The sequence below is a fragment of the Halomonas sp. HG01 genome, from assembly GCF_000968715.2.
In the GTDB taxonomy this organism is placed as follows: Bacteria; Pseudomonadota; Gammaproteobacteria; order Pseudomonadales; family Halomonadaceae; genus Halomonas; species Halomonas halophila.
Map to the genome: position 1 here is coordinate 1,874,637 of NZ_CP022134.1, position 24,217 is coordinate 1,898,853.

The following is a 24,217-nucleotide window of genomic DNA, read 5'->3' on the forward strand; positions in this document are numbered from 1 at the left end:
GATGGCAGACCTGCAGCAAGTGACGTACCAAACTGGTGAATTCACCAATAAATCATTTATAATCAATGCCTTATTTTGGATACAAAACGGCATACAGCCACTCTATGCACCATGGCGAGTCGTTTCAGGCCCTGATCGCGCACCGCTATCGAGCAAGAGAGTTTCGCTTGCACTGATATAAAGCAAGACGCCCGCCTCGGCCGGGCCGGGCGGGCGCAAGTCATCGGACGACAGGCGTCAGACCGTCAGGTGGGTCCTGATCAGTTCGTCGTCGAGCTCATCGATCGCCCCCTCGGCCACCGGCCGCCCGCGATCCATGATCGCGAAGCGGTCGGCATACCTGCGGGCGAAGGGCAGCTTCTGCTCGACCAGCAGCACGGTCAGGCCGTCCTCGCGGATCAGCCGGCGGATCACCTCGCCGATCTGGGCAACGATATTGGGCTGGATGCCCTCCCCCGGCTCGTCGAGGATCAGCAGCCTCGGCTCCAGCACCAGGGCACGGCCGATGGCCAGCTGCTGCTGCTGGCCGCCGGAGAGATCGCCGCCGCGCCGGTGGCGCATCTCGGCGAGCACGGGGAACAGCTCGTAGATGCGCTCGGGAATGCGCCTGGTGCCGTCGCCGCGGGCCGCCAGGCCGGTGCGCAGGTTCTCCTCCACGGTCAGCAGCGGGAAGATCTGGCGCCCCTGGGGCACGTAGCCGATGCCGAGCCGCGGGCGATCCTCCACGCGTTTCTTGGTCAACTCCACGTCGTCGGCGTAGCGCAGGCTGCCCGAGGCCACCGCGACCTCGCCCATCACCGCCTTCATCAGGGTGGTCTTGCCCACCCCGTTGCGGCCCATCACGCAGGTGCACTGCCCGGCCGGAATCTCGAGGTCGACGCCCCACAGGGTATGGCTCTCGCCGTAGTACTGATCGAGTGCGCGAATGCTCAGCATCGGGCATCCTCCGTGTTGTCCGACTCGGTGCCGAGATAGACCTCGACCACCTTGGGATCGCTCGACACCTGGTCCATGCTGCCCTCGGCCAGCACGCTGCCCTGATGCAGCACCGTCACGGTGCGTGCGATCGAGCGCACGAAGCCCATGTCGTGCTCGACCACCACCACCGACTGCTTGCCGGCCAGGCCGGTGAGCAGCTCGGCGGTGCGCTCCATTTCCTGTTCGGTCATCCCCGCCACCGGCTCGTCGACCAGCAGCAGCCGCGGCCGCTGCATCAGCAGCATGCCGATCTCCAGCCACTGCTTCTGACCATGGGAGAGGATCCCGGCCGGCCGGTCGCGGTGCGCGCTCAGGCCGATGGTGACCAGCACCTCGTCGATGCGGTCCCGCGCCTCGCCGGAAAGCCGGGCGGTCAGGGTGGGCCAGATGCGCTTGTCGGCGGCCATGGCGAGCTCGAGATTCTCGAACACCGTCAGGGCCTCGAAGACGGTCGGCTTCTGGAACTTGCGGCCGATGCCGAGGCTCGCGATCTGCGGCTCGTTCATGGTCAGCAGATCGTGGCGGCTGCCGAACCACACCGAGCCGTGATCGGGCCGGGTCTTGCCGGTGATGATGTCCATCATGGTGGTCTTGCCGGCGCCGTTGGGGCCGATGATGCAGCGCAGCTCGCCGTCGTCGATGGTCAGGTTCAGGTCATTGATGGCGCGGAAGCCGTCGAAGCTGACGCTGACGTCCTCCAGATACAGGATGGGGCCGTGGCGCACGTCCACCGGCGAGCGCACCGGCGCCATGAAATCGAAGACGCGATCACGGCTGGCCATCTCCTTGAGCAGGTTCATGAGCTCGCTCCTTGCGTGGGTGTCTCGGAGGCGACGTCGTCACGGCGGCGGCGCAGCGACGCCAGCAGGCCGGCCATGCCCTTCGGCAGCAGCACCGTGACCACCACGAAGAGCCCGCCGAGAGCGAACAGCCAGGCCTCCGGCATCACCCCGGTGAACACCGTCTTGGCGTAGTTGACCAGAAGCGCCCCGATCACCGCGCCGTAGAGGGTACCGCGGCCGCCGAGCGCCACCCACAGCACCACCTCGATGGAGAAGATGGGCGAGAACTCGCCGGGGTTGATGATGCCGACCTGGGGCACGTAGAGGGCGCCGGCCACGCCGGCGAGCATCGCCGAGACCACGAACACGAACAGCTGCACGCGCTCGACGCGATAGCCGAGAAAGCGCGTGCGCGCCTCGGCGTCGCGGCAGGCCACGCTGACGCGGCCCAGCTTGCTGGCGACGATGGCCCGGCACAGCACATAGCCCAGCGCCAGCGCCAGCCCAGAGGCCAGGAACAGCCCCAGTCGCGTGGCGTCGCTGCGCAGGTCGAAGCCGAGCAGCTCCTTGAAGTCGGTCAGGCCGTTGTTGCCGCCGAAGCCCATCTCGTTGCGGAAAAAGGCCAGCATCAGGGCGAAGGTCAGGGCCTGGGTGATGATCGACAGATAGACCCCGGTGACCCGGGAGCGGAACGCCAGGAAGCCGAACACCAGTGCCAGCAGCCCCGGCGCCAGCAGCACCATCAAAAAGGCGAACCCCGCCATGTCGAAGCCTTGCCAGTACCAGGGCAGGCTGTCCCAGTCGAGAAACACCATGAAATCCGGCAACACCGGGTCGCCATAGACGCCCCGGTCGCCGATCTGGCGCATCAGGTACATGCCCATGGCGTACCCGCCCAGGGCGAAGAAGGCGCCGTGGCCGAGGCTCAGGATGCCGAGATAGCCCCACACCAGGTCCAGCGCCACCGCCAGCAGCGCGAAGCTCAGGTACTTGCCGAGCAGGGTCACGGTATAGGTCGAGACGTGCATCGGATGCCCCGCCGGCACGATCAGGTTGAGCAGCGTGACGACCGCCAGTGCGGCCAGCAGCACGCCGAGAAAGAGTTGCGTCGACCGCTCGCGCAGCGGCCGCGACAGCCAGGATCTCGAAGCCAGCATGGATCAGCCCTCCGCCGCACGGCCCTTCTGCGGAAAGAGTCCGCGGGGGCGTTTCTGAATGAACAGGATGATGAACACGAGCACCAGGATCTTGGCCAGCACGGCGCCGGCCCAGGGCTCGAGCACCTGGTTGATGACACCAAGCGACAGCCCGGCCACCAGGGTGCCCCACAGGTTCCCCACGCCGCCGAACACCACCACCATGAACGAATCGATGATGTAGTTCTGGCCGAGGTTGGGCCCGACGTTGGTGAGCTGGGACAGCGCCACGCCGGCCAGGCCCGCCACGCCGGAGCCCAGGGCGAAGGTCAGGATGTCGACCCGGGTCGCGCGGATGCCCATCGAGCGCGCCATGGCACGGTTCTGGGTCACGGCGCGCACCTCAAGGCCAAGCCGGGTGCGGCGCATCACCAGCATCAGCCCGGCGAACACCAGCAGCGCGAAGCCCAGCACGAACAGGCGGTTGAGGGTCAGCGACAGGCCCTCGTTGATCATCAGCGAGCCGCTCATCCACTCCGGCGAGACCACCGTGCGGTTGAGCGGCGAGATCAGGGTGCGCACCAGCTGCTGGAGGATCAGACTGACGCCGAAGGTGGCCAGCAGGGTCTCCAGCGGCCGGCCCTTGAGGAACTGGATGACACTGCGCTCGATGACGATGCCGGCCAGCGCCGCGACCAGGAAGCCCGCGGGAATCGACAGCAGCAGCGCCAGTCCCGGCTGGCCCGGCAGCAGCTGCTGCATGCCCCAGGTGGTGTAGGCGCCGAGCATGATCAGCTCGCCGTGGGCCATGTTGATCACGCCCATCACGCCGAAGGTGATGGCCAGGCCGATCGCCGCCAGCACCAGCACCGAGCCGAGCGACAGGCCGAAATACAGCGTCTGGATGCCGTCGTTCAGCTTCTGCTTCTGCTCGATGCCGGCCAGGGCCTCGGTGGCGGCCTCGGACAGCGCCGTGTCATCGCTGCGAGCGGCGGCGCTGAGCGCCGAGCGCACGGAGGCATTGAGACTGCCGGACAGCGCCTCCACCGCCTCGACGTCGCCCTGCTCCAGGCGCTGGATGGCGATGGCCTGGGTCAGCAGCCGGCGCACCTCGTCGTCGAATTCGCCCTCCATCAGGGCGTTAAGCGGCTCGACCATCGCGGGCTCGACCCGGCCCAGCAGGTTCCGGGCCGCCTCGCGGCGCGCCGAGACCGCCGGAGCCCGCAGGTCGAGCAGCGCCAGGGTGTTCTGCAGCTGGCCGCGCAGCGCATTGTTGATGCCGATGCGATCCAGATCGCGACGCGACATCTCGCCGAGTTCCTCGTCGGTGATCGCATCGCGCACCGGCCAGTGGCGGCCGCGATTGGCGAGCACCACCACGAAGCGGCCGGCGTCTTGCTGGCGCTGCAGCTTGCCGTCGAGCAGCGCCTCGAGCCAGGCGCGGCTCTGCGGATGGCCGCTGTCGGCGATGGCCGTCACGGCCTCGCCCTTGGCGGCGTAGGAATCGGTGTCGAGGGCCTCGAGCAGTGCCCGGCCGTCGTCGGCCGCGGCCAGGCCGGTCGGCGCGGCGAGCGAGACGACGATCAGGCACAGCAGCCCCTGCACGAGGGAGCGAATCGTCCTCATGACCATGTCCTGTCAGTGGGAGAAAGGAAGGCCCGGGCCGCGACGCGGCCCGGGGAGCGGCTGCTTATTCGGCCGAAGCCACCTCGGTGTCGGCACCGCCGCCGCAGCGTCCCTCGACGACGTTGTAGTTGCCGCAGCGCATCGGCGCGCGCCAGTCGCTGATCAGGTCCCGCGAGCCCGGCAGGTAGTCGGACCAGGCATCGCCGGCCACGGTGGAGGGCGTCTCCCAGACGATGGAGAACTGGCCGTTGTCCTGGATCTCGCCGATCAGCACCGGCTTGGTGATGTGGTGATTGGGCATCATGGTGGCATAGCCACCGGTCAGGTTGGGCACGGACACGCCGATGATGGCGTCCTTGACCGCGTCGACCTCGGTGGTGCCGGCCTTGCGCACGGCCTCGCTCCACATGTTGAAGCCGATGTAGTGGGCCTCCATGGGGTCGTTGGTGACCGCCATCTCGTCGCCGTTGTAGTCGATCCAGCTGTCGATGAAGTCGTAGTTGGTGTCGGTATCGACGCTCATGAAGTAGTTCCAGGCCGCCAGGTGGCCGACCAGCGGCGCGGTGTCGATGCCGGAGAGCTCCTGCTCGCCCACCGAGAAGGCCACCACCGGGATGTCCGCGGCATCGATGCCCTGGTTGCCGAGCTCACGGTAGAACGGCACGTTGGCGTCGCCGTTGATGGTCGAGACCACCGCGGTCTTCTTGCCCTGGCTGCCGAAGTCCTTGATGTCGGAGACGATGTTCTGCCAGTCGGAATGCCCGAAGGGGGTGTAGTTGACCATGATGTCGTCGTCGGCGACGCCATGATCCTTGAGATAGGCCTCGAGAATCTTGTTGGTGGTGCGCGGATAGACATAGTCGGTGCCGGCCAGCACCCAGCGCTCCACGCCGACGTCGTTCATCAGGTAATCGACCGCCGGGATCGCCTGCTGGTTGGGCGCGGCCCCGGTGTAGAAGACGTTCTCGGAGGACTCTTCACCCTCGTACTGGACCGGGTAGAACAGCAGGCCGTCGAGCTCCTCGACCACCGGCAGCACCGACTTCCGCGACACCGATGTCCAGTTGCCGAAGATCACGTCGACCTCGTCCTGGGCCAGCAGCTGGCGCGCCTTCTCGGCGAACAGCGGCCAGTCGGAGGCCGGGTCGACCACCACCGGCTCGAGCTCGCGGCCGAGCAGGCCGCCCTGCTCGTTCTGCTGCTCGATTAGCATCAGCATGGTGTCCTTGAGGGTCGACTCGCTGATGGCCATGGTGCCGGAGAGCGAGTGCAGGATGCCGACCTTGATGGGATCTTCCTGCGCCAGGGCCGGTGCCGAGACGGCCAGGCTCAGCAGGCTGGCGACGAACAGGCGCTTGGGCACGGTGGGCGAATGGGAACTCATGGTGATCTCCTTGTCGATCCAGACGTTGCATTGGCGTTGTTATGGAGGGCGCTGACACACCACGGTGCACCATGCCCTACCCCCACTCTGCAAGAGCTACGCCACATTCTGGATCAACCGGGATAAACATTATTTTTCAATAACTTAAAGAATCCCCTTGAGCGCCCAACTCCGCCGAAAGTGCCCTTCTGGTGCAAGGGGTGCGCCGCTTACGCGCCACTTTGGTGCCGCATCAGTCCCCGGCCGGCTCGAACCGGGCATGCACGCGATCGCGCCCCGCCTGCTTGGCCGCATAGAGCGCCTGGTCGGCGCGCTTGATGGCCGGCGTCAGCGAGTCCTCGGCCGGATCGATCCGCGCCACGCCCAGCGAGGCAGAATAGGACAGCCACGATGCCCCGGACGAGGCGTCGTCGATCCTCGTCGAGGTCCCCACCGGCGTCGCCGCCACCGCCTGCCTCAGCCGCTCGGCCACGGCCATGGCCTGATCGGCATCGGTATCGCAGAGCAGCGCGACGAACTCCTCGCCGCCCATGCGGCACAGCACGTCGCCCTCTCGCAGCTGCTCGCGCACTGTCTCGGCGAAGGCCTGGAGCACCCGATCGCCCACGTCGTGACCGTGAACGTCGTTGATGCGCTTGAAATGATCCAGGTCGATGGCCACCAGGCTCAGCGGCATGCCGCGGCGGCGCGCCCTTGCCATCTCCAGGGCGGCCTGCTCCATCAGATAGCGGCGATTGCCCAGGCCGGTCAGGGGATCGGTCATGGCCTGCTGCTCCAGGCGAGCCTCCAGGTCCTTGCGCTCGCGAAGATCGAAGACCGTGGCCCGGGTGTACTGGAAGCCCTCCGCGGTGACCTGGGCAGTCGCCTGGATCGCTACCGGCAGCGTCGTGCCGTCGGCACGCAACAGCTCGCACTCGGCGCTGCCTTCGCCCTCTTCGCCCAGCACGCGGCGAAAGGCCGCCTGGAAGGCGCTCCGGGTCTCCGGGCTGACGAAATCGCGATACAGACGACGACCGATGACCTCGTCGGCCCGCAGCCCCAACCAGCCGAGCTCGGTGCGGTTGATCCTGACGATGCGGCCATCGGCGTCCAGGGAGTGATAGCCGCAGGGCGCGTGCTCGTAGAGATCCTGCACCTCGTCGGCGTACTGACGGGCCTCCCCGGCCAGGCGCTGCGCTTCGCGGGAAAAGGCCATGGCCTGGCGACGCAGTTGATGCTGACGCTGCAGGCTGAGCACCCACAGCACGCCCACGGCCACCGCCAGCAGATAGGTCAGCACGATCACCAGCAGCTGCCACGGATTGCCCAGCAGCAGCGCCGAAAGCGTCGGCCGGGGCACCAGGATGCCGAGTCTCCAGGGCTGGGTGTCCGGCGAGGTCATGATCATGCCCGCCTGGCTGCGATAGTGGTGGGTGCGGATATCATGGGTGCGGAAGCGCAGCAGATCCTCGTCGAGCGGCATCTCGCCCTGGCTGCGCGTCTCGAGGTCCTGCCAGAAGGCGGGATAGCGCTCCTCCAGCAGTCCTCCGAACTGGATGCCGTCTTCCACGTCGGGCAGCAGCCAGCGGCCGCGGGCATCGGCCATGACCGCCCGCACTCCCGCTTCTTCGCCGACGACATGAGGCAGCCGTGCCGTGAGATAGTGCCAGTCCAGGGTGAACAGCAGCACGCCGAGACGGTGGCCGTCGGCGCCGAACACCGGCGTGGCGATGTCGATCACCGCCGTGGTGCCCGCCTCGGCGCCAGCACGGCTGAGCCCGACCCGCGGTGGCGATACGTAGAGATTCCGCGCCGGCTGTCGCATGGCCTCGCGAAAGTAGTCGGCATGGGCGTGGTCGACGCCGGTCGGATGGGGCAACGGGCGAGTGCCGGCCGACATCAGCTCCTCGCCCTCGACACCGATCAGGACGAGGCGACTGTAGCGACCGAAATGGGTCGTCAGGGTATCGAGCAGCGCCGACAGCTGTGCCAGGTTCGTCTGGGTGGAGATCTGGCGATAGATCGCCACGCCGTCATGGACATCGCGCAGGTGGCGTCGCAGCAACGGCAGCTCGGCTACGGCCAGCACCTGGTTGAAACTCTCGTTCATGTCGTGAAGCAGGGTCTCGTACTCGGCGTCGAGCCGCGTGGCCGCGGCATCCCGAGCGCCGTCGAGACGCGTCTGGAGCTGGGCGACGAAGATCGGCGCCAGCGCCGCCGTGACGAGCAGAAGGGGCACGACCGTGGCGATGACCAGGCGCGCCCCGAGCGAGGTCGGTAGCATCATGTCAAAGGAATCGGCGAGTCGACGGCCAGATGATCGGGCAGATTTCCTAACGCGGTGAGCGGCATCGGGCGGGCGAAGTAAAAGCCCTGGAGCAGATCGCAGCGGCGGCGCAGCATGTCCTGCCACTGTACTGCAGTCTCGATGCCCTCGGCGACCACCACCATGTCCATGTGGTGCGCCATGGTGATCACGCCCTGCACGATGGCCGCACTGCGGCGTTCGGTGGGCGTCCTGGCGATGAAGCTGCGATCGAGCTTCACCTTGTGCGTCGGCAGGTCACAGAGGTAGCTGAGGCTGGAGAAACCGGTACCGAAGTCGTCGATGGCCACCCGTACGCCGATGGCCTTGAGACGATTCATCACATCGACCACCTGAGAGGCACCGTCAAGGAAGACGCTCTCGGTGACCTCCAGCTCCAGCTGCCCGGGAGGCAACCCGGTCTCGTCCAGCACTCGGCAGACCTCATCGAAGAAGCCGTCGCGGTGGAACTGTAGCGACGAGATGTTCACGGCCAGCGACAGCGGGCGTTCGCGACCGGCATTGAACCCCGCCAGTTCGCGGCAGGCACGGCGCAGCACCCAGCGGCCCAGCGGGATGATCTGGCCGGTCTGCTCGGCCAACGGGATGAAGTCGCCTGGCGAGACCATGCCGCGCTCGGGATGACGCCAACGCACCAGGGCCTCGACCCCGCAGATGCGCCCGCTGGGGGCCTCTACCAGCGGCTGATAGTGCAGTTCGAACTGCTCGTCCTGCAGGGCGGCGTGCAGGTCATGGCGCAGCAGCACGCTGTCCCGGGAGCCCGCCACCTCGCGGCCGCGATACCACTGCCAGGTATTGCGACCCTGGCGCTTGGCCCGCTCCAGCGCCGAATCCGCGTGCTGCAGCAGCTCATGGGGCTGCGAGGCGCCGCCCTCGTTGTCGGCGATACCGATGCTGGCACTGACATGAAGACGCTGCCCGTCGGCTTCGATGGGCAGCGCCAACGTCTCGAGGGTGCGCTCGGCCAGCTCGGCGACCGAGTCTCCACCGTCGAGCCCGGTCAACATCACCCCGAACTCGTCGCCCATCAGGCGGGCCACGACCTGCCCTTCGCCCACCAGCCGCCTGAGGCGCTGGGCCACGCGCATCAGCACCTGGTTGCCCAAGGGGCGCCCCAGCCCCTCGTTGATGCTCTTGAAGCCGTCCATGTTGAGGATCATCACCGCCAGAAACGCGGGTTGACTCAGGGCCTCACCCAGGCGATCGACGAAGTCGCCGTGGTTGGGCAGGCCGGTCGTCAGGTCATGGGTGGCCTGATAGGCGATCAGCGCCTCCTGCTCCTTTTCCAGGGTGACATCCCGCAGGCTGCCGATGAAATGCGTGCAGTCGCCGCCGGCATCGAAGACCGGGCTGATGATCAGGTGGTTCCAGAACGTCGAGCCGTCCTTGCGGTAGTGACGCAGCGTGACCTCGATACCGCGACGCTGGCGTATCGCCATGTGCATGGCCTCGACGGCCTCCGTTTCGGTCTCGGGCCCCTGAAGCAGCTCCCAGCTGCGGCCCATCACCTCATTCTGCGCATAGCCGGTCATGGCCTCGAAGGCCGGATTGCTGAACACGATGGGCGTATCGAAGCGTGCCTCGATCATCAGCATACCGGCCGGGCTGGCATCGATGCCGCGCTTGAGCAGGCGCAGCTCGTCGGTCTGTCGCCGCTCTTGGGTGACGTCACGGCAGACGCCATAGACGCTGACGATCTCGCCATCGATGATCACCGGGAACTTGCTTACCTCCAGTCGGCAGGAACGCCCCGACGCGTGGACGATGCGAATCTCGTAGGTCAGCGTCTCGCCGGCCCGGGCCCGGTCGAAGTTGGCCTGGGCCGAGGCCCGCCAGGCAGGCTCGACGAAACGACAGAAATGCATCCCCAGCATCGCCTCCGGCGAGTGGCCGGTGATGCGCTCGACGGCGGGATTGACGCGCTGGAAACGTCCCTCCAGATCGAAGGCGTAAGCCCCGTGCGGATGGTTGTCGAACAGCGCGTGATGCCAGCGGGACAGCGCCTTGTGTTCCCGACCATCGCGGTCACGTATCAGGGCCAGCGAGATCAGCGCGGCCGCCTGGCGCAGGCGCCGCTCGGCGACCTGGGTGGGCTCCCTGGGCGTGGGGAAATAGGCGTCGAGCACCCCCAGCAGCGTATCGTCGGGGCTGACCACCGGCATCGACCAGCAGGCCCGCACGCCCTCGTCCAGGGCCGCCGCGCGCAGACGCACCCAGCGCGGGTCGAGGGCGATGTCATCCGAGACGATGAAGCGCCCCTCACGGGCCGCAGCAGCGAAAGACGCCGCCTCGGCATTCAACGGCACCGACCAGCAGCGACGCGCGTACGCGTCGGACAGCCCCTCGCCGACCTCGAGGCCGAGGGTGTCCGACGACGGCTCGTGACGCATGAAGGCCGCAGTGGCGCCGGGCAGCACCAGCTCCACCCAACGGGCGATGGCCGACAGAGTGTCGTGCAGCGGCTGCTGCCGAGCGATCCGCTCGTGGATGTCCTGCTGCGCCTCCAGCCACGGAAGCTCTCGTTTCATCGGCACGGTCCCTGGTACGTTGCTGGCTCGGCCTGGCGGCACTGTAAGCAAGAAGGATCACGCCTGGCCCCTGCCGGACATCGTCGACATCGACGGGACTGACGATGCCCTCTCCGGGCACGTCAGCCGCAAAGGCATCCTGCTCGACAGAGCATATAGCATCTGCCTGCTGCCGACATGGCGCGTCCGACCCCGTGACCCTTCTATCGGCAAGGGATCGACGGTCTTGATCGGCGTGTCGCGACGGGTGTGGACACGGGTCGCAGCCGGCATCGGCCCTGGCCATTCGCACCGCCGTGCCTTCCCGCCCGATACGCAACGGGGGCGCCGGCCGGCTGCCGACGCCCCCGTCAGGTGGCGGACGCGTTCAGGCTAACGCCATCAGTCGCCCTCCGGGCCTCCGGTGCCGGTGGCCGCTTTCATGCGACGGCGCAGCAGCGGGCCGACGATGTAGGGCAGGATCAGGCCGAGGCCGGCGAACACCCACAGGCCGATGGCCAGGCCGCTGTCCCACAGGATGGTCCAGTCGCCGTCGGCGATGTCCATGGCGTGACGCAGGTTCTTCTCCATCTCCGGCCCCAGCAGCAGGCCGAGGATGATCGGCACCAGCGGGATCTCCAGCTTGCGGAAGACATAGCCGGCCACGCCGAAGGCCACCATGAAGTAGAGGTCGAAGGCGCTGTTGCTGATCGAGTAGATGCCCACGAACGCCACCATGGTGACAACCGGCAGCAGGTACTTCGGCGGCACCGACAGCAGCCGGACGAAGATGCCCACCAGCGGAATGTTCAGCACCAGCAGCAGGAAGTTGCCGATCAACAGCGCCGCGATCACACCCCAGACGATATCGGCGTTCTGGGTGAACATCAGCGGTCCCGGGGTGATGTTCAGCGAGATCAGCAGCGCCAGCAGCACCGCGGTGGTGCCGCTGCCCGGCACGCCGAGGGTCAGCATAGGCACCAGGGCACCGCTGGAGGCGCCGTTGTTGCCGGCCTCGGGGCCGGCCACGCCGCGCGGGTCGCCCTCACCGAAGTAGCCCTTGCTGCCGACCACCTTCTTCTCGAGGGTGTAGCCGATGAAGCTGCCCAGGGAAGCCCCCGCACCGGGAAGCACACCGGCGATGAAGCCGAGGATCCCGCCGCGAATGCTCGACGGCATGATGCCGCGGATGTCGGCCCACTTCAGCGACAGCTTGTTGACGGTCATCTTTTCCTTGCCGCCGCCGGCCTTGTCCTCGATGAAGAACAGCAGCTCGGAGATGGCAAACAGGCCGACGATGGCGATGATGAAGTCGACGCCCTCGTAGAGCTCCAGCACGCCGAAGGTGTAGCGCTGCACGCCGGTGCTGTCGATGCCCATGGTGGAGATCATCAGGCCCAGGCAGGCCGCTACCACGGTCTTCATCGGGTTCTTGCCGGTAATGCCGCCCAGGGTGGCGAAGGCCAGCAGGAACAGCGCGAAATACTCGGCCGGGCCGAAGGTCAGGGCAAACCTGGCCAGCAGCGGCGCCAGCAGGATCAGGCCCACGGTGGCGATCAGGCTGCCCATGAAGGAGGCCACGGCGGAGATCGCCAGCGCCTCGGCAGCCTTGCCCTTCCTGGCCATCGGATAGCCGTCAAGGCAGGTCATCATCGCCGGCTCGTCGCCGGGAATGTTGAGCAGAATCGAGGAGATGCGCCCGCCGTACATGGCCCCGGCATAGACCGAGGTGAGCATGATCAGCGCGGTTTCCGGCGCCAGGCCCAGGGAGAAGGCCAGCGGAATCAGGATCGCCACGCCATTGGCCGGCCCGAGGCCCGGCAGCGCCCCGATCAGGGTGCCGAGGAAGGCCCCCAGCAGGGCGAACATCAGGTTATGCGGCGCCAGGGCGACGCCGAAGCCGTCGATCAGATAACCCAGCGTTTCCATCAGCTCACCTCCAGGAGGGACAGCGGCCCCAGCGGCAGCGCCAGATCGAGGGCAAAGTTGAACACCAGGAACACCACCACCCCGGCCACGCCGCCGGTGACGTAGGCCCGGACCGGAGAGGCGCCCATGCGCCAGCACAGCGTGCCCACGGCCAGCAGGGTACTGAGGATGAAGCCAAGCGGCTGCAGCAGCGCGGTGTAGGCGATCAGCACCACCACCGCGATCACCAGCTCGATGCCGGTGCGGCTCCACGGCCAGGCGTTATCCGGGTCGGGGCGCACGATCAGATAGAGGCTGGACAGCGCCAGCACCGCGGACAGCAGCAGCGGGAAGGTCTCGGGGCCGACGCCCTCGGCCCCGCCGAACGGCTCGGGAAACTGGCTGGCGCCCCAGCCGTACGCGACGGCCAGGGCGATCAACAGGACCCCGAAGATGCGGTCGTTGAAGGTCATTACTGGATCAGCCCGATATCTTTGGAGAGTTGATTGATGTCGGCGATCTGGTCGGTCACGAACTGCTCGAACTCACCGGCGCTCATGTGGAACGGCATCAGGCCATTGCTGGTCATGACATCCTTCCACTCCTGGCTCTCGTAGATGGTGTCCATGGCATCCATCCAGTACTGCTTGGCCTCGTCGGAGACGTCGGCCGGCATGTAGAAGCCGCGCCAGTTCGGGCCGATGGCGTCGATGCCCTGCTCGCGGGCGGTGGGGATGTCGCTGTACTCGCCCGGCAGGCGCTCCTCGGCGAGCACGGCCAGCACTCGCAGGTCACCGGACTCCATGAAGCCCTGAGCCTCGGTGATGTCGCCGGTGAAGGCGTCGACGTGGCCACCGACCACCTGGGTCATGGCTTCACCACCGTTGTTGTACGACAGGTAGGGAATGCGCGGCAGGTTCTCGACGCCGGCTTCCTGGGCGGCGATCAGCACCTTGAGGTGGTCCCAGCCGCCCTTGGCGCTGCCGCCGGCGAACTTGACGCTGCGCGGGTTTTCCTTGAGCGCCTCCATCAGCTCGGGCAGATCGTCGTACTCGGAATCATCAGCCACGGCGATCACGCCATAGTCGGCGCCCAGCGCGCCCACCCAGTTGACCATGTCGGCGGTCATGCCCGGGAACTGCCCCTGGGCCAGGCGGGTAGTGGTGGCGGTGGAGGCGGCCACCAGCAGCTGCTCGTCGCCGGCACGCTTGCTGACGGTATGGGCGTAGGCCACACCGCCGCCGGCGCCGGCCATATTGATGGTCTGCACGTTGGCCGGCACCAGGTCCAGCTGCTCCATGACGTTGCCGACGCTGCGGCAGGTGAAGTCCCAGCCGCCCCCCGGATCGGCGGGGGCGATGCACTCGACCTTGCCCTGGGGTTCGAAGGCCATGGCGGAACCGGCGCTGACGGTGAAGGCGGCGACGGCGACGAACTTGAGCGGCGTTCTCACGGACATTGTTGTTGTCCCCTCTATGATTTTCGTTGGCGGATCGGGTCGGGCTTGCCGGGCGCTGACACCTGCCTTACAATTCTGTAAGGCAGAACAACGTTCCCTTGAGCGGAAAATTAGGCCGCCCACGCCATGGGGGTCAATGCCGTGGCGTCGAATTGCGACCAAAGTTGCAGGGCGCCGAATGTCCGTCACCGAGATACCGAAAGGAGCCGAGATGGCCCAGGACCGCGTCGAGGCCGTGGAGCGCGCGCTGACCGTGCTCGAGGTCTTCGATTCTTCCCAGGAGGCGTTCGCCCTGGCCGAACTGGCCGAGGCCACCGGCTTCTACAAGAGCACCCTGCTGCGCCTGCTCGGATCGCTGGCCCGCTTCGACTACGTGCAGCGCGGCGAGGACGGCCGCTGGCGACTCGGCGGCAGCCCCATGCGCCTGGCCCGCCGCCACGCGCCTTCGCAGCAGCTGGCCGTGCGCGTCCAGCCCTGGCTCGATCGCCTGGCCGCCGAGACCGGTGAAACCGCGGCCCTGCTGGCGCTGCATCCCGGCGAGGTGGAGTGCCGGCTGGCCGCCCTGCCCGCCACGCCGCTGCGCCACGATCTGCGCCCCGGCAGCCGCTGGCCGACCGAACGGGATACGGATCCGCGCCCCGCCCTGCCCGGCGGCACCATGACCTGCCTGGCGCTGGCCGACGCGCCCGGGGAGCCGCCGCTGTGGCTGTCGCTGTCCGGGCCCGCCGGCCGCCTGGCCCCGGAGACCGCCCACGAGGCCCTGACACGGGCCCGCGACGCGCTGGCCAGGCGCCTGGCCGGCGACAGGGAGAAAAACACATGATGCTGCTGGTGGAAGACGACCGGCTGCTGGCGGAGACACTGGTGGACGCCCTGTCGCTGGAGGGTCATGGCATCGAACACCTGGCCGACGGCGAGGCCGCCCGGCAACGCCTGGACGGCGCCGACCACGGCCTGTTGCTGGTGCTGCTGGACCTCAACCTGCCCGGCTGCGGCGGGCTCGAGGTGCTCGAGACCCTGCGCCGACACGACGCCGACACCCCGGTGCTGATCCTCACCGCCCGGGGCGCGGTGGAAGACCGGGTACGCGGCCTCGATCTCGGCGCCGACGACTACCTGGCCAAGCCCTTCGCCCTGGACGAACTCGAGGCCCGGGTGCGTGCCCTGCTCCGCCGCCGCGAACGCGGCCAGACACTCCAGGTCGGGCCGCTGGCCTTCGACGCCCCGGCCCAGCGCTTCGCCCTAGACGGCGAGACGCTGTCGCTGCCGCCGCGCGAGCAGCGCCTGCTGGCCTGCCTGATGCGCCACGCCGGCGAGCCCGTCGACAAGGCCCGGCTCGCCGAGGAAGCCTTCCAGGGCGAGACCATGGGCGACAACGCCATCGAGGTCTACGTGCACCGCCTGCGCAAGCGCCTGGCCGGCAGCGCCGTCGCCTTGCGCACCGTGCGCGGCCTGGGGTACCTGCTGGAGGCGGTGTGACGCGGCGCGACAGCCTGTATCGCCGGCTGCTGACCTGGCTGCTGCTGCCGCTGATGGCACTGGGCGCGCTGATGGTGCTGCAGGCCTGGATCGAGGCGCGTCAGACCGCCGATCGCGCCTTCGATCGACTGCTCGAGGCCGCCACCCTGGCCATCGCCGAGCAGGTCCAGTGGCAGGACGAGCGGCTGTGGCTCGACCTGCCTCCCGCGGCACTCGAGATGCTCGCAACCGATGCCGAGGAGCGCGTCTTCTACGCCCTCTACAACGCCGAGGGACGCTTCGTCACCGGCAACGCCGACCTCCCCGGCCCGCCCCGCCGCGACGATGAGAAGGCCGGCACGCTGCACTTCCGCGACCTGGTCTGGCACGACCTCGAACTGCGCCAGGGCGTGCGACGCGCCCGCCTGGAGGACTGGCAGACCCGCGAGCGTTTCGAGGTACGCGTCGCTCACACCCGAGAGGGCCGCGAACGCCTCGCGGCTGAGCTGCTGCGCACCAACCTGGCCTACATCCTGGGCATGGCGGGGCTCGCTGCGGCGGTCGTGGTGCTGGCCATCCGCGGCGCCCTGACCCCGCTGAGCCGCCTGCGCCACGCCATACGCGCCCGCGACCCGCGCACCCTGACGCCCCTGGCACTGCCGCTGCCGCGCGAACTGGCCGAACTTCGCGAGACGCTCAACGAACTGCTGGCGCGGATGCGCCGGGTGAAAGCCAACCAGGAGCGCTTCATCGGCGACGCCTCGCACCAGCTGCGCACGCCCCTCGCCGGCCTCTCGGCCCGCGCCGAGCTGGCCCTGCGCCAGGACGACCCGCAGCGCTGGCGAGAGGCGCTCGAGGCCATGCAGGCGACCAGCGCCCGCACCTCGCACCTGGCCGTCCAGCTGCTGTCGCTGACCCGCCTCGACAACCCCGAGTACCATCCCGAGCTGGCACCGGTGGCCCTCGACGACCTGGCCCGGCACGCCGTGCGACGCCACTGGAGCGCCTGTCATCGCGACGGCATCGACCTGGGCCTGGAAGCCTCGGAGAGCTCGGCGACGGTCGCCGGGCTCGACTGGCAGCTCGAGGAAGCGCTGGCCAATCTGATCGACAACGCGCGCCGCTACGGGGCGACGCACATCACCGTGCGGGTCACCGCCGCGCCGCCCGTCCTCGAGGTCGAGGACGACGGCCCCGGCATCCCCGCCGATCAGCGCCTGCTGATGCTGCGTCCCTTCCATCGCGGCAGCGACGAGCCCGACGGCTCCGGGCTGGGGCTTGCCATCGTCGACGGCATCGCGCGCACCCACGGCGCCCGACTGCGGCTCGATGACGGGCTGAACGGCCAGGGGCTGCGGGTCGGCCTGCACTTTCCGGAGGAGACCACCTGATGCGCCATCGCTGGCTCGTGCTGATAGGACTGTGGTCGCTGCTGTGCCTGGCCCCGCTCGCCGTCGCCGACGAGCGCCTGCACTACCCCGCCACGCCGACGAACGATGGCACCTCGGGCGAGCTGGTGGTCCACGGTGCCCTGGACCTGGTCTACGCCCGCACGCTGTTCGAGGCCTTCCATGCCCGCCATCCGGACATCGCGCTGACCTATCGCAACCTCGACACCCTGAGCCTGCATCAGCGCTTCCTAGCGCATCCCGACGAGGTCGACGTATTGATGTCCTCGGCCATGCCCTGGCAGTACCGGCTGGCCAACGACGGCCATGCCCGCTCGCTGGCCTCGCCGGAGGCCGAGGCCTGGCCTGCCTGGGCGCGCTGGCGGCACGAGCTGTTCGCCTTCACCTTCGAACCGATCGTGATGGTGGTGCGCCGCGAGCTCATCGAGCGCTTCGGCCGCCCGGACAGCCACGCCGAGCTGCTCGCCCTGCTCGAGCGTCATCCCGACGCCATGCGCGGACGCGTGGTCACCTACGACCCGGAGCACAGCGGCGCCGGCTACGCCTATGCCATTCAGGAATCGCGGCTCACGCCGCGCTACTGGGATCTGGTGGCCGCCTTCGGTGCCACGCAGACGGCGCTGGCGACCACCACCGGCGATATGCTCGAGGGCCTCGACGAGGGCCGCTACTGGCTCGGCTACAACCTGCTGGGCAGCTACGCCCAGGCGGTGGCCGATGCCCATCCGGCGCTGGAGGTGGTGGTGCCCGACGACTATGCGCTGGTCACCCAGCGCCTGGCACTGATCTCTCACCAGTCGCCGCATCCGGACAATGCGCGCCGTTTCATGAATTTCCTGCTCGGCGAGTCGGGCCAGCGAGTGATCGCCGAGGCGACGCCTCTCGGCGCCATGCACCCGGCCCTGAACGGACCGGGCACGGTCACGGCCCTTCAGGCGACACACGGCGAGGCGCTGCGCCCGGTATCGCTGGGGCCGGAGCTGCTGGCGACGCTGGACGACCTCAAGCGCCAGGCGCTGCTGGAACGCTGGAAACGGGAGTTCACGCGCGCGAACGCCACACCGCCCTAGCGGGTGGCACGGCGTCGGGCGCAGAGGAGAAGGCGCAGGTGGAAGGGCTCAGTCGGCCAGACTGAGCTGGACCCGGGCCGTTCCGCGATGGAGCATGCCGAGCGCGCGAGCGGCGCTCTTGGAGAGGTCGATCACCCGGCCGGAAACGAAGGGGCCTCGGTCGTTGATCATCACCTCGACCTGTCGTCCGTTATCGGGCCGGGTCACCAGCACCTTGGTACCGAACGGCAGGGTACGGTGGGCCGCGGTGAGTTCACGCTGGTCGAAGGCGTCGCCGCTGGCCGTGGTACGGCCCTGAAAGTAGTCGCTGTAGTAGGACGCCACCCCTTTCTGAATCGACGCCCCCTGCTGGTCCTCGTGGGCCAGGCTCGCGCCGGCGGCGCCGAGCATCCAGGCCACCAGGCCGACTTGCACCAGACGGCGAAAGCCTCTGGGGCGGGCCAGGCCCGCCTTGCCGGAAATTCCCATCTGTCACCTCGTAACGAAAGGGTCGCCGATCGACCTCCCGCGATCAGGCGCCGTCAGACGCATCGGACGGTGTCGGGTGCTTTCCCTGCAGCCAACCCAGGCTGGCGGCTCGTTCGCTGTCGAACCAGGCCAGCGCGTCATGCAATGTCACCACCGTACCGACGATGATAAGCGTTGGAGGTCGGATATTAGCCAACTCGTCGACCGACGGCAAATCCCCCAGGCTCGCCACGTGGACCCGCTGACGCGCCGTGGTGCCCTGTTCGATCAGCGCCAGCGGCGTGTCGGCCGCCAGGCCGTGGGCGCGCAGCCGCTCGCTGATGATCTCGAGACTGCCGAGCCCCATGTAGAACACCAGGGTCTGGCCGGGACTGGCCAGCGCCGGCCAGTCCAGGTCGCAGCTGCCGTTGCGCAGGTGCCCGGTGATGAAGCGCACCGACTGGGCATGATCGCGATGGGTCAGCGGAATGCCGGCATAGGCGGCGCAGCCGGAGGCCGCGGTGATGCCCGGCACCACCTCCACCTCGACCCCGGCGGCCACCAGGGTCTCGAGCTCCTCGCCGCCGCGGCCGAAGATGAAGGGGTCCCCCCCCTTGACGCGCACGACGCGCTTGCCCGACTTCGCCCAGTCGATCAGCGCCTGGTTGATGCCCTCCTGGGGCACGCTATGGTCGGAGCGCGCCTTGCCGACGTAAAGGCGCTGCGCCTCGGGGTTGGCCAGGGCCAGGATCTCGTCACTGACCAGCCTGTCGTGCAGGATGATCTCCGCGGCCTGCAGGCGGCGCAGCGCCTTGACGGTCAACAGCTCCGGGTCGCCGGGACCGGCACCAACCAGGCTGACGCGGCCCGGTGCCAGCTCGGACGCCGCGGGAGGAAGCCGTAGATCCGGCGTGACGGTCGGAGAAGTCGCGGCGCACATATTCCAATATCTCGATCAAATAAGATTTTATATGCAATAAAGTAATTAATTTGGCGACAAAATGCCACTCCCGCAGCGTCCGGGACGGGGCTTTTTTCCTCGATCAAACGACGCGGCCCCCGCAAGAGCGGGGGCCGCGTGGTCGCCAGGCGTGCTCGCCGTCAGGCGCAGAGCGTACGCTTCAGGCGCGGGCTGGCGAGCTCGCCGATCAGCGTGATCACTGCCAGCGCCAGCAGCAACCAGGGCCACTGCACGCCGAACTCCAGGGTGGCAATGCCCAGGGCATCGAGGAATACCGTCACGATGCCCAGCGGGCTGACATAACGCACCATGAACAGCCACAGGGCATGCACCGCCGGCGACAGGCCGAGCTCTTCGCGCATGGCCTCGCTGCTGAGCACGAAGCCGGCCAGCAGGGCCACGCCCAGGCCGCCCAGCGGCATCATCCAGCGCGACGTGAGGTAGTCCAGCCAGCCGAAGAAGTGCTTGCCGGCCAGGGTCCACTCGGCCCCGACGTTAAAGGACAGCATCGCCAGGGTGCTGATGATCCACAGCACGATGCCCACACCCCACGCCGCCGCACGACGCGTGATGCCCTTGTTGTCGGTGAGCCAGGAGACCGTGGCCTCGACCATGGAGATCGACGAGGTCAGGGCCGCCATGGACAGCATGACGAAGAACAGCACGCCGAACAGGGTGCCCATCGGCATGGCCTGGAAGGCCAGCGGCAGGCTCATGAAGATCAGCCCCGGGCCGCTGCCCGGCTCCATGCCGTTGGCGAAGATCACCGGGAAGATCGCCAGGCCGGCCATCAGCGCCACCAGGGTATCGGCAACGGCCACGCTGAGGGTGGTACGGCCGATGGAGGCCTTGTTCGGCAGATAGCTGCCGTAGGTCAGGATCGCGCCGGAAGCCAGCGACAGGGTGAAGAAGGCGTGGCCCATGGCGGCCAGCATGCCCTCGCTGGACAGGCTGCCGGCATTGAAGGCGAACAGGAAGCGCAGCGCGTCGCCGAAGCCGCCGGAGAAGGCGCCATAGACGATCATGATCAGCAGCATCACGACCATACCGGGCATCATCCAGCTGACGCTCTTCTCGATGCCGGCCTGCACGCCCTTGCCGACGATCACCATGGTGGCGACCGTGACCAGGGTGCTCCAGAAGCCGAGATTGAGCGGGTTGGCATTGTTGGCGCCGAAGATCGCCGCCATGTCGTCGACGCTGGAGCCGGCCAGGCCGCCAGTCAGCATCTTCCACAGGTAGGAGAACGACCAGCCGGCCACGACCACGTAGAAGCACAGGATCATGAAGCCGCAGAGCATGGCCATCCAGCCGAGCAGCGACCAGGCCGAGGCGCCCCTGGATTCAGCGGTGACGCGGCGAATGGCGTCGATGGGGCTGCCGCGGCCGCGGCGACCCAGGGCGATCTCGGTCATCATCACCGGCACGCCGATGGCCAGGATGCAGGCCAGGTAGACCAGCACGAAGGCCCCGCCGCCGTATTCGCCGGTCATGTAGGGGAATTTCCAGACATTGCCCAGGCCGACCGCGGAGCCGGTCGCCGCCAGGACGAAGCCCCAGCGGCCCAGCCACTGAGTACGGGGTTGTGAGTCGTTAGTCATGTCACACCAGGGATCACGGAACTGTTGTTGTCGCCGCCACGCGGCATGGGGCCGATACAGGGCACCCATTGTGACGGATTTTGTCGTGGTTGGGCAGGGAGACAGCGGATTGTTCTGGTTTCCGTCTCCCCGCCCTGACCGGCTCTCCGGCCGGCCCTTGGCGCTATCAGTCGTCCTTGAGCACGCCGCGACGGATCTGGTCTTCCTCGATGGATTCGAACAGCGCCTTGAAATTACCCTCGCCGAAGCCATCGTTGCCCTTGCGCTGAATGATCTCGAAGAAAATCGGGCCGATCACGGTCTCGGTGAAGATCTGCAGCAGCACGCCCTGATCGGGACCACCATCCACCAGCAGGTTCAGCTCGCGCAGCTCGTCGAGGTTCTCCTCGTGGTTGGGCACGCGCTGACCGACCTTCTCGTAGTAGGTGTCCGGGGTGGTCAGGAACTGGATGCCATTGGCCTTCAGCGCGCGCACCGTGGCATAGATGTCATCGGTGGCCATGGCCAGGTGCTGGATGCCCTCGCCGTTGTATTCGCGCAGGAACTCGGCGATCTGGGAGTTATCGTCGGCGGACTCGTTGATCGGGATGTGCATCTTGCCGCAGGGAGCGGTCATGGCACGGGAGTAGAGGCCGGTCTTCTTGCCGGCGATGTCGAAATAGCGCAGCTCGCGGAAATTGGCCAGCCGGGTGTAAAAGCCGGCCCAGACGTCCATCTGGCCGCGATCGACGTTGTGGGTCAGATGGTCGAGCACCTGCAGGCCCACGCTGTTGTCGCCAGCGCTGCGGCCCTCGATCGGCGCGAAGTCGATGTCATAGATGCTGCGCCCCTCGCCGTCGAGCTTGTCGTCGACGAAGTACAGCAGCGAGCCGCCGATGCCCTCGACCGCCGGAATACCGACCTCGCCCTCGCCCACCGGCACGTCCACCGGCGTGGCGCCGCATTCCACCGCGCGGTCGTAGGCCTGGCGGGCATCGGCCACCTTCCAGGCCATGGCACAGGCGGAGGGACCATGAACGCGGGCGAACTCGGCGGCATGGCTGCCGGGTTCGGCGTTGAGCACGAAGTTGATCCTTTCCTGCTGGAACAGGAAGACGTTCTTGGAGCGGTGCTTGCGGGTCTCGGTGAAGCCCAGCTGCAGGAACAGGCGACGCAGCGCCTCGATGCCCTCGGCGGTGGGCGCACTGTACTCGACGAAGGCGAAGCCGTCGGTGCCGAGCGGATTGGTGGTGTCGATCTCGGACGCCTGGGCAGGAGTACCTTGGACAGGGGCGTTCATGCAGAACCTCCGGGGTGCTAGTGATTGTGGTCTCCGGGCCTTGGCCCTTGGAGGTGCCCCCCCAGACTAGTGCGACCCGCCCCCTGCCGGAATGCGCCGCGACGCCCTGACGCCGCGCCTGGACGGCCCGCCACGGCGCCATCCGTAAATATTTCGTTACACCTCGCCCAAATCCCCGATCTGTCTTGCCGCGGCGGAAAGCTTCACTGACAGGGCGTCAACATTTCGTGACACCCTCGACGTCATCATCGCCCAACAGCCGCTTCACGCTCTCGACCTTGTCATCCATATGCTGCTCCCGGTCGGTCCGCGTGCCGAGCTTGAGCGTCGAGGTGATACGCGGCGCGCCCATCTCATGCACCGTCTCGTGACAGCGCTTGACCACTGCCATGACCTCGTCCCAGGGCCCTTCGATATTGGTGCCATAGGCATGCATCCGATGCTCGAGCCCCGAGACCTCGATCACTCGCTGACAGGCCGCTACCTGGGGGGAGACGGACACGCCGACCCCCATCGGTACCACGCACAGATCCACGATCACCTGCATTATGCTTACCTCATAAATATTAGCCTGATACAAAAGCCACAGCGTGAGTTGTCAGAAACGCTCATGGCTGATCTATGCTAACGCCTTGTAATAGAACAATCGGCATCACGCCACCTCCCGCTTTCTCACACCGGCTGCCCCGACTCTGAAGGATCAGGAGGAACCATGACCAGCGACCCACGTCTCGGCCCCATCGCCCTGCCCGACACCAGAGCCCGACGCGTCTTCGAGAAGCTGCTCGACGGCTCCGGCATTACCCTCAACGGCTCGGCCCCCGCGGACATCCGTGTCTATCATCCCGACTTCTTCTCCCGCGTTCTGCACCAGGGCACCCTGGGGCTCGGCGAGGCCTACATGGACGGCTGGTGGGAGTGCGAGCACATCGACGAACTGGCCCACCGGCTGCTGCGCCACGGCCTGGGCGAACACGCCCAGTCCAAATCAGAACGACTGATGTATCGCCTCCAGTCCGGTTTCTTCAACCTGCAGAGCCGCGCCCGCGCCCATATCGTCGGCGAGGCCCACTACGACTTCGGCAACGACCTCTTCGAACGCATGCTCGATGACACCATGTGCTACTCCTGCGGCTACTGGAAGGACGCCGGCAGCCTGCTGGAGGCCCAGCGCGGCAAGCTCGAGCTCGCCTGCCGCAAGCTCGAGCTGGAGCCCGGCATGCGGGTGCTGGACATCGGCTGCGGCTGGGGCAGCTTCGCCGAGCACGCCGCGCGGCATCACGGCGTCGAGGTCACCGGCATCACCATCTCCCGGGAGCAGGCGGAGCTGGCCCGTCGGCGCTGCGAGGGGCTGCCGGTCGAGATCCTGCTCGAGGACTACCGCGAGCTCGAGGGCCGCTTCGATCGCGTCGTCTCCATCGGCATGTTCGAGCATGTCGGCCATCGCAACTACGCCACCTACTTCGGGACGGTGGAACGCCTGCTCCCCGCCGACGGCCTGTTCCTGCTGCACACCATCGGCTCCAACACCTCCAACATCAGCGCCGATCCCTGGATCAACCGCTACATCTTCCCCAACGGCGTATTGCCCTCAGCCAGGCACATTGCCCAGGCCAGCGAGGAGCACCTGCTGATGGAGGACTGGCAGAACTTCGGCGCCGACTACGACCGCACCCTGATGGCCTGGCTCGAGAACTTCGACGCCCACTGGGACGAGATCGCCGATCGCTACAACGAGCGCACCCAGCGGATGTTCCGCTATTACCTGTCCATCTGCGCCGGCGCCTTCCGCGCCCGCAATCTGCAGCTGTGGCAGGTAGTGTTTTCGAAGGGCCGTGAAGGACGCTACGACGCACCGAGATAAACGCCGGACTGGCGCTGACATCCATGCCGACTACGACCGCACC

Annotated in this window: 20 protein-coding genes; 5 read left to right on the plus strand and 15 right to left on the minus strand. The window is 67.5% G+C overall.

The features are described 5' to 3' along the window. Positions 1–237: 237 nt before the first annotated feature. From urtE to UN84_RS08900, 10 genes are all read right to left on the minus strand, one after another. The gene (urtE, locus tag UN84_RS08855; protein ID WP_046080255.1) at positions 238–936 is read right to left on the minus strand and encodes an urea ABC transporter ATP-binding subunit UrtE; all 699 of its coding nucleotides are present in this window, start codon (positions 934–936) and stop codon (positions 238–240) included. Next, the gene (urtD, locus tag UN84_RS08860; protein ID WP_046080254.1) at positions 930–1,778 is read right to left on the minus strand and encodes an urea ABC transporter ATP-binding protein UrtD; all 849 of its coding nucleotides are present in this window, start codon (positions 1,776–1,778) and stop codon (positions 930–932) included. The genes urtE and urtD overlap by 7 nt, the downstream gene beginning before the upstream one ends. Continuing rightward, on the minus strand, positions 1,775–2,917 hold the full coding sequence (gene urtC, locus UN84_RS08865) for an urea ABC transporter permease subunit UrtC (protein ID WP_046080253.1): 1,143 nt from the start codon (positions 2,915–2,917) through the stop codon (positions 1,775–1,777). Before urtC ends, urtD begins: the two co-directional genes overlap by 4 nt. Before the next feature lie 3 nt (positions 2,918–2,920). Further along, positions 2,921–4,522, minus strand: a complete 1,602-nt coding sequence (urtB, locus tag UN84_RS08870; RefSeq protein ID WP_046080252.1) for an urea ABC transporter permease subunit UrtB — start codon at positions 4,520–4,522, stop codon at positions 2,921–2,923. Positions 4,523–4,586: 64 nt separating this feature from the next. Beyond that, entirely contained in the window at positions 4,587–5,906 is a 1,320-nt protein-coding gene (gene urtA, locus UN84_RS08875; protein ID WP_046080251.1) for an urea ABC transporter substrate-binding protein, read from the minus strand. A gap of 232 nt (positions 5,907–6,138) precedes the next feature. Then, the gene (locus UN84_RS08880; RefSeq protein ID WP_237022301.1) at positions 6,139–8,172 is read right to left on the minus strand and encodes a sensor domain-containing diguanylate cyclase; all 2,034 of its coding nucleotides are present in this window, start codon (positions 8,170–8,172) and stop codon (positions 6,139–6,141) included. Next, complete coding sequence (locus tag UN84_RS08885; RefSeq protein ID WP_046080250.1) at positions 8,169–10,739, minus strand: bifunctional diguanylate cyclase/phosphodiesterase; 2,571 nt, start codon at positions 10,737–10,739, stop codon at positions 8,169–8,171. The genes UN84_RS08880 and UN84_RS08885 overlap by 4 nt, the downstream gene beginning before the upstream one ends. Before the next feature lie 381 nt (positions 10,740–11,120). Further along, positions 11,121–12,647, minus strand: a complete 1,527-nt coding sequence (locus UN84_RS08890; RefSeq protein WP_046080249.1) for a tripartite tricarboxylate transporter permease — start codon at positions 12,645–12,647, stop codon at positions 11,121–11,123. Next, complete coding sequence (locus UN84_RS08895; RefSeq protein WP_035595999.1) at positions 12,647–13,099, minus strand: tripartite tricarboxylate transporter TctB family protein; 453 nt, start codon at positions 13,097–13,099, stop codon at positions 12,647–12,649. Before UN84_RS08895 ends, UN84_RS08890 begins: the two co-directional genes overlap by 1 nt. Beyond that, entirely contained in the window at positions 13,099–14,085 is a 987-nt protein-coding gene (locus tag UN84_RS08900; protein WP_046080248.1) for a Bug family tripartite tricarboxylate transporter substrate binding protein, read from the minus strand. The genes UN84_RS08895 and UN84_RS08900 overlap by 1 nt, the downstream gene beginning before the upstream one ends. A 211-nt stretch (positions 14,086–14,296) precedes the next feature. Here UN84_RS08900 and UN84_RS08905 point away from each other — a divergent pair, with 211 nt between their 5' ends. Genes UN84_RS08905 through UN84_RS08920 form a run of 4 tightly spaced genes read left to right on the plus strand, consistent with a single transcriptional unit; the run spans position 14,297 to position 18,022 of the window. Next, positions 14,297–14,908 carry a helix-turn-helix domain-containing protein gene (locus UN84_RS08905; protein ID WP_046080247.1) on the plus strand — a complete coding sequence of 204 codons (612 nt, stop codon included), beginning with the start codon at positions 14,297–14,299 and terminating at the stop codon, positions 14,906–14,908. Next, on the plus strand, positions 14,905–15,564 hold the full coding sequence (locus UN84_RS08910) for a response regulator transcription factor (RefSeq protein ID WP_046080246.1): 660 nt from the start codon (positions 14,905–14,907) through the stop codon (positions 15,562–15,564). The genes UN84_RS08905 and UN84_RS08910 overlap by 4 nt, the downstream gene beginning before the upstream one ends. After that, complete coding sequence (locus tag UN84_RS08915) at positions 15,561–16,934, plus strand: sensor histidine kinase (RefSeq protein WP_052719404.1); 1,374 nt, start codon at positions 15,561–15,563, stop codon at positions 16,932–16,934. Before UN84_RS08910 ends, UN84_RS08915 begins: the two co-directional genes overlap by 4 nt. Beyond that, positions 16,934–18,022: an ABC transporter substrate-binding protein gene (locus tag UN84_RS08920; protein ID WP_046080245.1), complete on the plus strand. Its 1,089-nt coding sequence runs from the start codon at positions 16,934–16,936 to the stop codon at positions 18,020–18,022. Before UN84_RS08915 ends, UN84_RS08920 begins: the two co-directional genes overlap by 1 nt. A 48-nt stretch (positions 18,023–18,070) precedes the next feature. Here the strand turns inward: UN84_RS08920 and UN84_RS08925 are convergent, their stop codons facing one another. From UN84_RS08925 to UN84_RS08945, 5 genes are all read right to left on the minus strand, one after another. Continuing rightward, positions 18,071–18,490 carry a septal ring lytic transglycosylase RlpA family protein gene (locus UN84_RS08925; protein WP_082090962.1) on the minus strand — a complete coding sequence of 140 codons (420 nt, stop codon included), beginning with the start codon at positions 18,488–18,490 and terminating at the stop codon, positions 18,071–18,073. Between the two features lie 43 nt (positions 18,491–18,533). Then, positions 18,534–19,409: a uroporphyrinogen-III C-methyltransferase gene (gene cobA / locus UN84_RS08930; RefSeq protein ID WP_237022302.1), complete on the minus strand. Its 876-nt coding sequence runs from the start codon at positions 19,407–19,409 to the stop codon at positions 18,534–18,536. 161 nt (positions 19,410–19,570) lie between these two features. Further along, on the minus strand, positions 19,571–21,031 hold the full coding sequence (locus tag UN84_RS08935; protein ID WP_035596014.1) for a sodium-dependent transporter: 1,461 nt from the start codon (positions 21,029–21,031) through the stop codon (positions 19,571–19,573). A 166-nt stretch (positions 21,032–21,197) separates the two neighbouring features. Next, the gene (gene hppD, locus UN84_RS08940; protein ID WP_046080244.1) at positions 21,198–22,310 is read right to left on the minus strand and encodes a 4-hydroxyphenylpyruvate dioxygenase; all 1,113 of its coding nucleotides are present in this window, start codon (positions 22,308–22,310) and stop codon (positions 21,198–21,200) included. 217 nt (positions 22,311–22,527) lie between these two features. Further along, positions 22,528–22,857, minus strand: coding sequence for an MTH1187 family thiamine-binding protein (locus UN84_RS08945; RefSeq protein WP_046080243.1), 330 nt, complete (start codon positions 22,855–22,857; stop codon positions 22,528–22,530). A 165-nt stretch (positions 22,858–23,022) separates the two neighbouring features. On the opposite strand from UN84_RS08945, the gene cfa reads away from it, so the two are divergent. Then, positions 23,023–24,174, plus strand: a complete 1,152-nt coding sequence (gene cfa, locus UN84_RS08950) for a cyclopropane fatty acyl phospholipid synthase (protein WP_046080242.1) — start codon at positions 23,023–23,025, stop codon at positions 24,172–24,174. The last annotated feature ends 43 nt before the right edge of the window (positions 24,175–24,217 follow it).

What these genes read in the sequence shown, in the direction of transcription:
- urtE (WP_046080255.1), bottom strand. Translation starts at nt 936, where the DNA reads ATGCTGAGCATTCGCGCACTCGATCAGTACTACGGCGAGAGCCATACC.
- urtD (WP_046080254.1), bottom strand. Translation starts at nt 1,778, where the DNA reads ATGAACCTGCTCAAGGAGATGGCCAGCCGTGATCGCGTCTTCGATTTC.
- urtC (WP_046080253.1), bottom strand. Translation starts at nt 2,917, where the DNA reads ATGCTGGCTTCGAGATCCTGGCTGTCGCGGCCGCTGCGCGAGCGGTCG.
- urtB (WP_046080252.1), bottom strand. Translation starts at nt 4,522, where the DNA reads ATGAGGACGATTCGCTCCCTCGTGCAGGGGCTGCTGTGCCTGATCGTC.
- urtA (WP_046080251.1), bottom strand. Translation starts at nt 5,906, where the DNA reads ATGAGTTCCCATTCGCCCACCGTGCCCAAGCGCCTGTTCGTCGCCAGC.
- UN84_RS08880 (WP_237022301.1), bottom strand. Translation starts at nt 8,172, where the DNA reads ATGATGCTACCGACCTCGCTCGGGGCGCGCCTGGTCATCGCCACGGTC.
- UN84_RS08885 (WP_046080250.1), bottom strand. Translation starts at nt 10,739, where the DNA reads ATGAAACGAGAGCTTCCGTGGCTGGAGGCGCAGCAGGACATCCACGAG.
- UN84_RS08890 (WP_046080249.1), bottom strand. Translation starts at nt 12,647, where the DNA reads ATGGAAACGCTGGGTTATCTGATCGACGGCTTCGGCGTCGCCCTGGCG.
- UN84_RS08895 (WP_035595999.1), bottom strand. Translation starts at nt 13,099, where the DNA reads ATGACCTTCAACGACCGCATCTTCGGGGTCCTGTTGATCGCCCTGGCC.
- UN84_RS08900 (WP_046080248.1), bottom strand. Translation starts at nt 14,085, where the DNA reads ATGTCCGTGAGAACGCCGCTCAAGTTCGTCGCCGTCGCCGCCTTCACC.
- UN84_RS08905 (WP_046080247.1), top strand. Translation starts at nt 14,297, where the DNA reads ATGGCCCAGGACCGCGTCGAGGCCGTGGAGCGCGCGCTGACCGTGCTC.
- UN84_RS08910 (WP_046080246.1), top strand. Translation starts at nt 14,905, where the DNA reads ATGATGCTGCTGGTGGAAGACGACCGGCTGCTGGCGGAGACACTGGTG.
- UN84_RS08920 (WP_046080245.1), top strand. Translation starts at nt 16,934, where the DNA reads ATGCGCCATCGCTGGCTCGTGCTGATAGGACTGTGGTCGCTGCTGTGC.
- UN84_RS08925 (WP_082090962.1), bottom strand. Translation starts at nt 18,490, where the DNA reads ATGGGAATTTCCGGCAAGGCGGGCCTGGCCCGCCCCAGAGGCTTTCGC.
- cobA (WP_237022302.1), bottom strand. Translation starts at nt 19,409, where the DNA reads ATGTGCGCCGCGACTTCTCCGACCGTCACGCCGGATCTACGGCTTCCT.
- UN84_RS08935 (WP_035596014.1), bottom strand. Translation starts at nt 21,031, where the DNA reads ATGACTAACGACTCACAACCCCGTACTCAGTGGCTGGGCCGCTGGGGC.
- hppD (WP_046080244.1), bottom strand. Translation starts at nt 22,310, where the DNA reads ATGAACGCCCCTGTCCAAGGTACTCCTGCCCAGGCGTCCGAGATCGAC.
- UN84_RS08945 (WP_046080243.1), bottom strand. Translation starts at nt 22,857, where the DNA reads ATGCAGGTGATCGTGGATCTGTGCGTGGTACCGATGGGGGTCGGCGTG.
- cfa (WP_046080242.1), top strand. Translation starts at nt 23,023, where the DNA reads ATGACCAGCGACCCACGTCTCGGCCCCATCGCCCTGCCCGACACCAGA.